This is a genomic window from Methanosarcina sp. KYL-1 (assembly GCF_024372725.1).
In the GTDB taxonomy this organism is placed as follows: domain Archaea; phylum Halobacteriota; class Methanosarcinia; order Methanosarcinales; family Methanosarcinaceae; genus Methanosarcina.
The window spans coordinates 38,309-51,022 of record NZ_VOUA01000009.1; the positions used below are offsets into that span (position 1 = coordinate 38,309).

Here is a 12,714-nt window from a genome sequence, read left to right on the forward strand (position 1 = left end):
AATTATATAATTGCACATCAAATATTCTCTTTCCTGCCCCTTAAAATTCTGAAAAATGGGGCCTCCTGATGTGAAAATGATGGAGATGTTGTCGCCGGAAATTATTTTCCTTCAAGGAAAACATTTATACCTATGAAGGTTAAGCTATCCTTAATCTTACTAAAAAGTATCACATTTTCTGACTTCTAAAGGACTTTTCAGCCCTGATATTCCTTATTTGAGCATTCGGGTTGTTTCCCGGGTAAGTCACCAATCTATCATTATAAATAATAAAAGAATGCCTCACATACAGAAAAGCACAGGAAGCAGTACCATGTCAGAGAGCGAGCAGTATTCCAGAAACACGCTGATGGACTATATCGATTATCGGCCCCTCGATATCGAAATCTGTGACGTGACTCTCCGGGACGGAGAGCAGACTCCGGGAGTTGTATTCACGCGGGAGCATAAGCTGGCAATAGCTAATCGGCTTAATTCCATGGGAGTCGAGGTTATTGAAGCCGGTTTTCCTGTAGTCTCAGCAAACGAAAAGGAGATTGTAAAGGAAATTGCAGCTCAGGGTTATAATTCAAGGATCTGCTGCCTCTCCAGGGCCGTAAGAGGAGATGTGGATGCTGCCCTTGACTGCGACGTTGATATTGTGAGCATTTTCATTGCCATGTCCGACATGCACCTCAAGTACAAATACCACAGGAGCTTTGAGGAGATGCTCGGCTGCGCCAAGGAAACCATTGAGTATGCAACGGACCACGGCTTAAAAGTGCGTTTTGCAGCCGAAGACGCAAGCCGGACCCCGATTGACCGCCTCAAGCAGGCTTTCCTGGAAATGGAAAAGGAATATAAAGTGCAGTATGTAAGCCTCGCCGACACCGTGGGTATTTTGAACCCGACTACCACCCACTACCTGGTAAGCGAGATCTACAAAACCGTTAACACTTCGATCTGCATCCACTGCCACGACGACCTCGGCATGGCTACCGCAAACACCCTTGCAGCCGCCGAAGCCGGGGCAAAGCAGCTCCATACCACCGTCAACGGGATCGGGGAAAGGGCCGGCAACGCCTCCTTAGAAGAAGTGCTGGTTGCTCTCAGGGTGCAGTACGGGATCGACCGCTATGACACTACCAGACTGACGGAACTCTCACAGCTTGTCTCCAAATATTCGGGGATAACCCCTTCCGTGAACAAGGCCGTGGTCGGGCAAAACGCCTTCACCCACGAGTCCGGGATCCACGTCGCCGCAATCCTGGAAGAGCCGCGGACTTACGAACTCTTCCTCCCTGAAATGGTGGGCGGAAAGCGCAACCTGGTCGTAGGCAAGCACACCGGCACAAAAGCCCTAAAAGGCATCATTAACAGCATTGGCTTCTGCCTTGAGCGGGATGAACTCTGTGCCCTGATCGATAAGGTAAAGGTCTGCACGGAAGAAAAACATAAGAGCATTTCCAGAGAACAGCTCGAAAAGCTGATCACTCAGGTCAGGCAGGAAACTAAAACCGGTAAGCCTGAAGGGGAAGAGAAGGTTTCGATCTGAAACGTATAAGAAATGAGAATGTTTCTAACGATTCATTCTAACTTTTTTCTAAATATTCTGCATAAGAAAAAAAGCATTATTAGACTTCTTTTTGATACATTGGAATTTTCCTGTCGTTTATTATTCTTATAAGGGCTCTGTAGAAATCCTCAATCAATGTAAGTTATTTTGGAAATATAAAATTTAGATATAAGGTCTGAAATTTAGATATAAAGTCGGAATATTGACGAGAAGTGAGTCAAATAAAAGTAAAAGTTAATAATGGCAGTTTATTTTCCAATCAATTTTTTTTCAGCAATTTCGGAAAGGCCGCTCGCTTACGCAAGCGGTGAGGCCCCTGGTTCTCTATACTAACAGAGCAACAGCCAGGATTGAAATCAGTACTAAATCCAGCTACAAACCAGGGCCTTTCCATGTACTATGATTAGATTTCTACAGGGCCACCTATGGGCCACCTATTCTTCTTCCTCTTCCTCTTCTTCCTTTTTTTAATTTAAGAAACGTAAGTGGAGGTCCACTCCGGCCTTTCAGGCGGCTTTTCCTCCAGCATTTCTCTCCATTTTTCGTCGGTCAGGCGGTCGTCCATGGGCTGCTTGAACTCGTAGTGGCTGAAGACCGGGCCTGCCCCGATAAGGACCCTGCCGTCGGGGAGTTTGTAGGCAACCACTATCATGTCAACATACCCTACACCTTCTTCGAGTACAGCTTTCGTGTTGCTGTCCGTGTGGACGTCGGCTACGATCGTTGTTTTCTTAGCCCTGTCGTCGACGTCGGCTATGACACCCTCAAGCTGGTCCCCGAAATTCTTGATGGATTCGTAGTCTTCTTCTGTCAGCTCTTCGTTTTCAAGTTCCCTTTCCGAGATGTCCAGGAGCTTCTCCAGGGTGCCTTCAAGGCTCGTAAGCCTTGCTTTCGAAGAGGAGTCAAGCACATCCGTTTCTTCCAGGCCCTGGTTTGTCATCCTCGTCAGAGCCAGCAGCCGGGCGTAAAACTCAGGTACGGGTTCCACATAGCCTACAACAGGTCTTTCTTCCGGGGGCATGGGAGCTGCGGACTCGACCATTGTGTAACTCTGTTTGGCATAGAGGATCGTGTCGTGGCGGAGTTCGGTCCAGGAGGCAAGGGAGGTGCTCAGCTCCTTATCCTGCCAGGCTCCGGTCTGCATGAAGGTCGGATAGCCGTCGCCGTAGGTTTTCAGGAGGGGCTGAAGCGAGTAAAGCCAGGCCCAGTAAAGGTTCCGGTTCCATTCGGCGGCGCTGAAATTCGAAAACTCCGATTCGAGCTTGCCGTACTGGCTGCTGTAGTTCCGGTACTCGGAATCGTCCAGTTCGTCAAGCCAGTACCCTGCCCGTTCCGAGCCCAGGAGGGCCATGGTGTCGAGACCGCGCGGAAAACCACGGATCGGCCTGCCTGCTCCTGAGATCACAAGCGTAAATGGAGTTTCCAGGTCTCCTCTGTATTCGCCTGTGTATGCTCCCACAAGGTTGGAAAACATGTAAGAGTCAGGGATGAAGCGCTGCCCCATGAAGCGGAATCCTCGGGTGTTTTCCAGGCATTCGTCGGCCTGTGCCGGGGTGAAGGGCGGCTCTATAATGCAGTTTCCTGTGCCTCCGTAGATCCGGGGCCCCTGGTATTCCGCAAGTCTGGCTTTCAGTTCTCCGACTGTTGTCTTGTTAAACTCCCTGTCCCCGCTTCCGAACACCGAATCCATAGCTTCCATATATTCGTAGGGCCCCAGGTCATCCGAAAAGCCCACATAAAACGCCGTAACCGAATAGATCCTGTCCCATTTTTCAAGGAGTTCCGGCTCATTTTCGAGCTCTGAGGCGATCAGGCTGGCCTGGATGGTCTGGATGCGGGCTTCTTTTTCCGGGTCCCCGGCCTGGATCAGTTTGCCCTTGAGGAGCATGCTCACCCTGCCGTGCCACATGAAGGCCCTGAAATAATTTTTCAGCATCTCCGAACGGGTATAATGGCCCCTGGGCACGTACTGGGAGTAATCTTCTTCGTACAGGAAAATCGGAGAAGGGGCAAAGCCTGCGTGCCCTTCGATGAGGGCCAGTTCGGAATCGACCTCTTCTTTCACAAACCCGGGGACCTCAAACTGATACTTTTCTTCTGCCCCGGCAGGAAAAAGGGACTCATCGTATTCGGAGGAGTAGGGTTCAGAGAAGGGCTCATCGGTCTTTTGGACCTGTTCCGGCTGCGGCTGGAGCAGGCTCAGGGCAACGGCAAAATAGGCAGCATTTCTCCGGGCAGCTTCCTTTACTTCTGATGAGCTTGCGTCTGATGAGCTTGCGTCTGATGAGCTTGCGCTGTTGTACTCCTCCACGGATGCATTCAGCAGGGCCCTATTTATTTCCCAGAGCAGGTCGTAAAATTCCCGCTCCTCTACCTGCCGCAGGGTCTCATCAAACTGGATGTGGTAGAGGTGCAGCAGGGAATCGGATGTGATAAAAACCGGGACCTCCTCTTCTTTCAATGTTACGTACATGGAAGTTATGTCTTCTTCCCCGGGGTTGTAGGGGTTTTTGATTACCACAAAACCGTTAGTTTTCAGCTTTTCAAGCGCCTGTGCGTCCAGCGGGATTTTTCCTGAAAAGCTTTCGTAGTTTGAGATTCCGGCTTCTTTCAGGGGCAGTTCATAAGGAGGAACCTTTAATTCGATATCAAGGGCTTCTAAACTGTAGTTTACGGGAAAAAGGATATTTCGGTCCCCGGCCCCAGAAAAAGTTACAGCTTCGGTTTCCAGTTTGCCTGCGGCAGAACTGTCTGTTTCCTGCTCTTCCTGTCCTTCCTGTCCTTCCTGACCTTCCTTTTCTTCCTGCTCTTCTTGATCTGTTCCCCGGTCAATGCAGCCGCAAAGAAAGGTAAAAAGCAAAAGCATCAAGCAAACTGCAGTGATTCTGATTTTCCGATCCATCACCTGTCACCCCAACCTCTCGGAGTCTAATTAAAAAATCGTAAAAAATATTTAAAAACATTTAAATAATTTAAAAAGTTCCCCCTTAAATGTTTAATCCTTGAAAAAAAGAACCGGCTTTCCAGCATACCTTTTATTTTTCACCAGGATTCAGAGGGTCCATGGTGAAAAGCAGGACCATAAATAAAGCTGTCACAGTCCCCGTGCCCCATAGGAGCGGGTTGCTGGTTATGTTAAGGAGCGTACCAATAAAAAGCAACATAGCCATTGTTGCCAGTATAACCTGGAATTTTCTAGTCAACCGACTTTCTCCCCTTTCCCTTCCCCTTTTGACTTCGAACACTTTCTGTGGATCGGTCTCACGCACAAAACGAACCTTCTTTACCCTTGTTCTAAATTGTTTTCTTTGGTTATGTATTTTTTCACAAAACATTTATATTTTTATTAAGGTTCGAAATGATTCGAAGTTATGCTTTTGATAAAACAGGCCTACTAATTGCGATAAAAAATAATTCCCCAGTCTTTCCCTTTCTGGTTTCCTTTTTGATTTCCTTTTTGATTTCCTTTTTGATTTCCTTTTTGATTTCCTTTTTGATTTCCTTTTCTGGATTCTTTTTTGATTTCCTTTCTGCTTCCTTTCTGCTTCCTTTCTGCTTCCTTTCTGGCTTTTTTCTGGTTTCCTTTTTTCCTTTCTGGCTCCTTTTTTCCTGGTTGTTTGTGTAACCATGTAAAATCGAGCTCATCAGATAGAGTCCGGCGTACTCATCGGTTGCGCTTGTGCAACCGGCTTTTTCCCGAAAAAGACTAAAGTAAAAAAGTAGAAATCGAACATTAAGGTGAACTTTCTTTTCACTTTCTGCCCAACTTAAACGTGTATCTAAAAAGTGATTCTTTAGTGGGGTTTTATCATGGTTTGGGTTTTTAGCATGGTTTTTTAGTGGGGTTTTTAGGTGTATTTTTTAACCCTTATTTCCAAGCTTTGTTTTTGAGTATTTTTGAGATTGTCTTTTAGTTTGATTTTCAAGTTAGTTTTTAATTGTGATCTTCAGGTACTTCATGGAAATGCCGGTCGTGCGGGCAGACCGGTGAGAGTCCGGGGTTCTGCAAAGTGATGAAAAAAGAGAGTTGGGTGAAACCAGCTAAAACCATGAAAACAAAAGTTGAGCGAGAATTTGAATTGCAATTAAAATGTTTGCAATTGAGACGGTACTTCGGGTTTTGGAAAAAGTTTCTGCAACGTCCGGATCTCAATATCTTCTGCATTTCCCTTTTACAAAAATCACGGAAACTTCGGGACATGCAAGTTTTTGAGCAATCAGGTCCGATAGCCCTGAGGCAGGGATTTCATTTTCCTTTTCACTTACGGTTTTGCCTTCCCTTCTTCCGGCTTCCCTGTCAATGTCAAAAACAGAAACATCCGGAACGATTGCTTGCACAACTTCCTTCAGGTCCGGGACTTCCTGTCCTCCGGTCATGGCTGCAACCTCGTTCTGGAGCACGAGCACGAGCACTTCGTACCCGGAGTGTACGGCAGTGAGGAGTCCGAGGATGCCGGAATGGGCCAGGGCAAAGTCTCCTATTACGGCTATTCCTTTTTTCTCAAAGCCGCAGGCAACCGAGATGGCCGATCCCAGGGCAAAGCTGACGTTCACGGCAGCAAGGGGTTCAGGTGCGCTCCGGATTGAGCAGCCCATGTCCCCTGCCACCCGCACGTCGAGTTCCCTGAGCAAACGGTAGAGGGGAAGGTAGGGGCAGTCGTCGCAGATGGAAGTCCTGCCCTTTTTAAGGGCTTCTGGGTGGACAGAGTCCGCAGGTTTTGCAGCCCGTTCTTCTCCTATATGTTCCAGGGCAAATTCGATGTCTTCAGGCCTGACCTGGCCGTATGGGATGTGCCCGGTCTTTTTTCCGCAGACGTTTCCTGCGATGCGTACCTGCTCTTCGATGAAAGGTTCGGACTCTTCGACAACGAGTACCCTGTGGTGTCCTTTCAAAAAAGCCTCGATTTTCCGGAGGGGAAGAGGGTTTACAAGGTTGAGGGATAAGTGAGATACTGGATGGGATGTTGAGTTGGATGTTGAGTTGGATGTTGAGTGAGATACAGCCGGGTATTTTTCCCTATTACTTTCCAGCACTTCTTCAACAAGGGAAGAAGCAAAACCCGAGGAAATGACTCCGATTGCGCCTGGACTTTTTGGGTTTCTTATTTCTCCAGCCTTCAGCAGGTTCAGTTCCGTATTTTCGGCTTCCTCTTCGAGCAAGGGGTAAACTTCCTTATGGAAGCGCTGGTGTTTTTCAACCATCCTGATTTCCCAGATCGAGCGGTCGAATTCCGGGTGGCTCCCTGATGCAGGGGGAAAGCGCCTTATTTTCTCTCTGCTTTTTTCAAGGCCTGCAGTGACTCTCAGGATTACCGGGGTCTTTGTCTCTTCCGATAACTCGTAAGCCCGCCGGAGAGCCCCGTAGGCGGCATCGGGGCAAGTCGGGTCAAATACTGCAGTCTCTGCTATTCGGCCGTACCAGCGGGAGTCCTGCTCGTTCTGGGAGCCTTTTACGCCGGGGTCGTCCCCTGCAAGAACCACAAGCCCGGCTCCTATGGTGTGCGTGACCGATGTAATAAGAGGGTCGGAAAGCAGGTTCATCCCCACATGCTTTACAATCACCAGGGACCTTTTCCCCGATACCGAAGCACCCAGGGCGATTTCAAGGGCTACTTTTTCGTTCGTGAGCCACCTTGCGTTGTAAACTGCTTCATTGCGATCTGCTTCGCTGTGATCTGCTTTGGAAGCTGCACCGTGTTTCAAAAAAAGTTCCATCAAAGAGGTGATCGGATACCCGGGGACGCCCGTTATTACATTTACGTCGCTGTCAAGGGCGGCAAGGTAAAGGGCCTCAAATCCGCTGCATTCTGTTGCTTCTTCGCTCACGGGTCCCATCTCGGTGCAGGAGTTTTTTATAATTGAGAATTAGGTTTAGAATCTGTCGCTTTTAGCCTTTTTCGGGCTTGCCTTTTTTGTACCTTTTCAGGCTTGCCTTTTTCAGTATATACCCGTTTTTTACTGGCTGAGGGCCGGGCTTAATCTATTAGATAATATTGGATAAAGGGTTTAGATGAAGGGTTTGATTTCGGTCCCGGGGACGATTGATTCTTCCGGCCTCCCGAACCAGGGCAGGGAAGCGAGGGCTCCGATCACGCCGTTGCCGTCCAGGATGACCTCAACACCGTTTTCTTCGGCACAGCGGAGGGTGTATTCTTTCGAGACCCTTTCGGTCCGGCAGCGGGTACTGTATTCGTATAACCCTTTTGCATAAAAGTCCTTAAGGACGACCATCCCGGTTTCTTTTGAGGCGCTGTATTTCAGGAGGGCCTTTTTGAGGGTTTCTACAAGTTTTGTTTTTGCTTTTTCGTCCACGCACCCGAATTCAAGCACGGTGGACATGCAGTTCTGGGTCTTTTCGGGGACCGGAAAGAGCTGGACAAGGGCATGGGAGAGGTAGACGGCTTCGGGGCAGTCCAGTTCCTTTGCTATGTTGTGGGTCAGGGTCCAGGTGGCTCCCGTGTCCTTTGAGTCCGTATCATCGATCCCGATCAGGATGCGGTCCCTGCGCGGGATAACTACGGTCCCTTTGGCACAGCGTTCTCCGCCTGATTCGGAAATCCTGTAGCGTAAGACCCCGTCGGCAAACGCCCGGCAGCGGGTTGCGCCAACGCCTCCGCCTCCGAGCCCTGCGTATGTGATCTCCACTTCGTCTCCCTGCACGAGCACGGATTCGATGCCTGCGGCTGCAACCGAGGCTTTGAGTTCGAGCTTTGAAGTCCCGGTTTTCACCAGGTAGCGGATCATGTTCCCTGTCGGGCGGGCTTTGAGGATAAGGGGAGCTTTTGCGTAGTGGTAAAGGGACCAGGCCGCCCCGCTGTAGCAGTTGGAGTGTTCGATTATCTCCGCGTATTCATTCTTTGCGTCACAAACCGCGTAGATGCCCCGGTAAGGCACGGTGTACGGGTCGTCCAGGGTCAGTTCTTCGATCTGTCTATTGTCCAGCGCACAGGCGTTTATGTGTTTTGTAATTACAAAGCCCTCCTTTTTTTGCTGCAAGGAAAGAGAAGTGGGAGGATATGATCTTTATTTGAATCCTTATTAAATCCGAAGTGCCCATTTCTTATAGCTATATAAAGTTATCGTATCTTTAGCAAGTTATATAAGGAAAGAACCTGCCCGGCTAAACCGGGCTGAACATAAGGATGAACATAAACATTTAACAATACAAGTATCTAACTGTGCTATTTCAATTATTTCAATTATTTCGATTACTGTGAATATTATTTCGATTACTGTGAATATTATTTTGATTACGGTGAATATTATTTCGATTACTGTGAATATTATTTCATTCACTGTGTATATTTTATTTCAATCGCTATGAATAATACTTCAATCACTGTGTATATTTTATTTCAATCGCTATGAATAATGCTTCAATCACTGTGGATTTTTTTTAATATCCATGCCATATTTTGCCCGAGATTTTCCATGTTTTCAATGCCTTCCCGGTCATTTTCGACTTCTCCTATAGCGTTTCCGTAAGCCATGTTCCAGTAACTTGAGCCTACCAGAAACATTTCTTTGCTGTGCAGAAAATGATTTAGGGTATCAAAGGCACTGATTGCACCACCGCGGCGGGCGGCCACAACGGATGCCCCTACTTTATGTTTTAAAAGCCCTTTGTTTCCTGCCAGCACCATACTGGCACGATCAAGCAATGCTTTCATTTGGGAGGTCACATTAGCGGAATATACCGGAGAACCAAGAATGATTCCATCCGATGCCGCCATTTTTGCAAGGCACTCATTGAAAAAATCATCGGTAATGACACATTGTTTATTTTTGTTTTTATGGCATGCCCGGCAAGCTTTACAGCCTTCGATGTTTTTCTCTGACAGTTGAATGAGTTCCGTTTCAATGCCCTGTTTCATCAGTTCATCAAACACAGTCCGGATCAGGATTGAAGTATTACCGTCTTTTCGTGGGCTTCCGTTAATGCCAATAACTTTCATACTTTTCAACTTCGATTTTATCATTTCAAGTTCTATTTTCTCTTTTTAAGTTCTATTTTCTCTTTTCAAGTTCTATTTTATTTTTTCAAGTTCTATTTTATTTTTTCAAGTTCTATTTTATTTTTTACCGTTTTTTCCGCCCTTCATGTCAGGTACTTTAAGGGGTATATTTTTACCTTACAAAGCCCTCGTCCTTCAGGCTAACGTACCTGCCGTCCCCGATGATTATGTGGTCAAGGACATCGATTCCCAGGAGCTTTCCTCCTTCGACCAGCTTTTCCGTAACCATGATGTCCTCCCTGCTGGGGCTCGGGTCCCCTGAGGGGTGGTTGTGAATCATTATTACGGAAGCCGAGGATTCCAGCAGGGCCGACTTAAAAACTTCACGCGGGTGTACGATGCTCGCATTCAGGCTTCCGATGGATACGACTTCTTCTTTAAGAATCTGGTTTTTTGTATCCAGATAGAGTGTTATAAACCTTTCTTTTTTTTGTTCACGCATTTTCGGATACATAAGGGCATAGACGTCTTTTGGGGAGCAGATTTTCCGTTTCGGCTCTTCCACAAAAGTCTCAAGCCTCCTGGCCAGCTCGAAAACAGCAGCAATTTGCGCCGCCTTTGCCTTTCCCACCCCGTGGACCTGCATGAGCCTCGAAACGTTTGCAAGGCTGAGCTGCTTGATGCTGTACTCCGATAAGATCCGGCTGCACAGGCTGATAACATTCTCTTCCCTCGACCCCGTCCGGAGGATGATTCCCAGCAGCTCAGCGTTGGAAAGGGACTCCGGCCCGTTCCGGATAAGCCGTTCTCTCGGGCGCTCCTCCTCGGGAAGGTCATGTATCCTTACTTTATTTACTTCCATATTCTACCCCCATATTACTGTCATCCACTCAGTTGCTTTCACTCACTTACCTTCACTCAGTTGCTTTCACTCACTTACCTTCACTCAGTTGCTTTCACTCACTTACCTTCACTCAGTTGCTTTCACTCACTTACCTTCACTCAGTTGCTTTCACTCACTTACCTTCTCTCACTTACCTTCACTCACTTACCTTCACTCAGTTGCTTTCATTCACTTTCTGCCAATTACTTTTTATTAAAATTCAAATTATTCGATTTAAGATCCGACTTTACATTTAATATGTATTAATGGGGTCTGAATATTTCAACTTTTACACTTATACAATAAAATGACTTTTTTTCAGGAAATTATCGGGAAATGTTTGTAAAATCCCGTCCTCCGGCTCTCCGACCCTTTCTTATACCGGGAAATCCATAACGCTCCCTGATGAAGGTCATTTCCGTAGTAGGGTACAAGAAATCAGGTAAAACAGCCCTCGTCTCCGCCCTGGTCCAGAAACTTTCCGGGTTCGGGTCAGTGGGCACGGTAAAGCACATGGGGGAATTCCGTTACAACCCCGAGGACACGGACACCGGCAGGCATTTCGATGCGGGTGCGGACACGGTAATAGGGCTTACTAATACCGAGATGGTCAGCTTTTCAGGGGACCCTGACCTGGAGAGGGCTCTTGACGCCCTCTGCGACCGCGGCCTTGACTTTGCGGTGGTCGAAGGCTTCAAGCAGAGCAAGCTCCCTAAAATCGTCCTCGGAGACCTTGATGGTGTCTCCAACGTCCTTATGAGGCTTCCGGAAAACCCGGACCTGCACGAGACCCTTTCAGCCTCCATCTTCGGCCTGATCCTCGCCCAGCCCGACCGCTACACCCTTGACGACCTCATAAAGCGAGTCCGGCAAAACCCGGATATCAGGAAAGCCGGCGCAATAGGCACATTTACCGGCATCGTCCGCGAACTTGCAGAAGGCACGAAAACCGAAAGGCTCGAATTCGAGAAATACGAACCCGAAGCCTCAAAAGTCCTGGACAAGATCCGCGAGGAAATCAAGCAAAAAGAAGGCATCCTCGAAGTCCTGATCCACCACAAGACCGGCGTCATCGAAGCCGGGGAAGACATCGTCTACATCGTGATCGCATCCGCCCACAGGACCGAACTCTTCCCCGCCCTCAGCGAAGCCATCGAAAGGGTAAAAGCCGAAGCCCCGATCTGGAAAAAAGAGTTCACGGAAAAAGAAGAGTTCTGGGTCCACGACCGGGAACACGCCTGAAGGGGAATAGAAAAGGGAAAGGAAAGCTAAGAACAGCAAAAAAGCAGCAAAAATCGGGATGGAATTTGAATGAGCAGAAAAACAGAACTTAAGCCTGGGAGAACAAAATCCAGAAGCGCAATCGTCCTTGCAGGCGGCAGGGGCCGCCGGATGGGCATGATCGAAAAAGCCCTCCTCGAATTCGAAGGAAAAACCATCCTCGAACGCCTGCTCGATTCCCTTTTCCAGGTCGTGGGCGAGGTCGTCCTCTCGGTCAGGGACCGCACTCAGGAAGCAATGCTCATGCCCGTACTCGAAAATTACCCTGACCGCAAAATCCGCTTCTGTTTTGATTCCATCGAAGACGCCGGCCCCCTCGAAGGCATCCGCGCCGGCCTGCTCGAAGCAAGCTCCGAATACGCCTTCGTCTGCGCCGGGGATATGCCATTCGTAAGCTCCGGGGTCGTGAGCCTGCTGTTTGAAAAAGCAGAAGGGCATGATGCCGCCATCCCGAAATACGAAGACGAGATGTATGAGCCCCTGCACGCCGTCTATTCAAAGAAGCTAATTCCTGAGATCGAAAGGGCTTTTGAGAGGGGGAAGCATTCGGTGCTTTCGCCGGTTTTTGAGATGCAGGACGTGGTGTTTGTTGAGGTATCGGAAATCATGGGAATTGATCCTGAATTGAGGAGTTTTGCGAATATCAATACGGTTGAAGATCTTGAGCTTATGAGCGGGTCTGCGGTGGAAAAGGGGATGCTGTGAGAAAGTTCCGGGTAGCCGTTGTTGATCTGTTTATTTTAGGACTTACGCAGTTGAATTGAAAACCACGAGCGGAAAATACTTAACTGTACAAACCCGAATACTGTTGACGAGCCTGCATGTGCCTGATTTTACATTTCAAGTGTGTAAGTCCTATATTTAATTGTCAAAGTAACCGGAATAGTATATTTTACCTTTCTTGTCCCGCGCCTCTGCGCGGTTTTTTCTTCAGGAAATATTAAAATCGAAAGCTATTTAGTCAGCAACACCTTCTATTTTTTAGACTTAATTATTTTATTATGTAGAGACTATCTCTGGGTAACGGCTTCAATACAATG

Annotated in this window: 10 protein-coding genes; 3 read left to right on the forward strand and 7 right to left on the reverse strand. The window is 47.9% G+C overall.

The annotated features are described in order from the left end of the window. Positions 1 to 313: 313 nt before the first annotated feature. Positions 314 to 1,534: a homocitrate synthase family protein gene (locus tag FTO70_RS08455; RefSeq protein ID WP_255335313.1), complete on the forward strand. Its 1,221-nt coding sequence runs from the start codon at positions 314 to 316 to the stop codon at positions 1,532 to 1,534. A 493-nt stretch (positions 1,535 to 2,027) separates the two neighbouring features. Here FTO70_RS08455 and FTO70_RS08460 read toward each other — a convergent pair whose 3' ends face one another. From FTO70_RS08460 to radC, 7 genes are all read right to left on the reverse strand, one after another. Beyond that, positions 2,028 to 4,457, reverse strand: coding sequence for a DUF3160 domain-containing protein (locus FTO70_RS08460; RefSeq protein WP_255335314.1), 2,430 nt, complete (start codon positions 4,455 to 4,457; stop codon positions 2,028 to 2,030). A gap of 133 nt (positions 4,458 to 4,590) precedes the next feature. Next, a complete protein-coding gene (locus tag FTO70_RS08465; RefSeq protein WP_255335315.1) occupies positions 4,591 to 4,824 on the reverse strand; it encodes a hypothetical protein in 234 nt (77 codons plus the stop codon). Positions 4,825 to 4,890: 66 nt separating this feature from the next. Continuing rightward, positions 4,891 to 5,184, reverse strand: coding sequence for a hypothetical protein (locus FTO70_RS08470; RefSeq protein ID WP_255335316.1), 294 nt, complete (start codon positions 5,182 to 5,184; stop codon positions 4,891 to 4,893). Between the two features lie 520 nt (positions 5,185 to 5,704). Continuing rightward, complete coding sequence (locus FTO70_RS08475; RefSeq protein WP_255335317.1) at positions 5,705 to 7,381, reverse strand: indolepyruvate ferredoxin oxidoreductase subunit alpha; 1,677 nt, start codon at positions 7,379 to 7,381, stop codon at positions 5,705 to 5,707. 180 nt (positions 7,382 to 7,561) lie between these two features. Continuing rightward, complete coding sequence (mmp11, locus tag FTO70_RS08480) at positions 7,562 to 8,482, reverse strand: methanogenesis marker protein 11 (RefSeq protein WP_255335365.1); 921 nt, start codon at positions 8,480 to 8,482, stop codon at positions 7,562 to 7,564. A gap of 449 nt (positions 8,483 to 8,931) precedes the next feature. Continuing rightward, positions 8,932 to 9,510, reverse strand: coding sequence for a flavodoxin family protein (locus FTO70_RS08485; protein ID WP_255335318.1), 579 nt, complete (start codon positions 9,508 to 9,510; stop codon positions 8,932 to 8,934). 172 nt (positions 9,511 to 9,682) lie between these two features. Next, the gene (gene radC, locus FTO70_RS08490) at positions 9,683 to 10,372 is read right to left on the reverse strand and encodes a DNA repair protein RadC (protein ID WP_255335319.1); all 690 of its coding nucleotides are present in this window, start codon (positions 10,370 to 10,372) and stop codon (positions 9,683 to 9,685) included. A 426-nt stretch (positions 10,373 to 10,798) separates the two neighbouring features. Between radC and FTO70_RS08495 the strand changes: the two genes are divergently transcribed. Beyond that, complete coding sequence (locus FTO70_RS08495; RefSeq protein ID WP_255335320.1) at positions 10,799 to 11,635, forward strand: molybdopterin synthase; 837 nt, start codon at positions 10,799 to 10,801, stop codon at positions 11,633 to 11,635. 69 nt (positions 11,636 to 11,704) lie between these two features. Continuing rightward, a complete protein-coding gene (locus tag FTO70_RS08500) occupies positions 11,705 to 12,379 on the forward strand; it encodes a molybdenum cofactor guanylyltransferase (RefSeq protein WP_255335321.1) in 675 nt (224 codons plus the stop codon). The last annotated feature ends 335 nt before the right edge of the window (positions 12,380 to 12,714 follow it).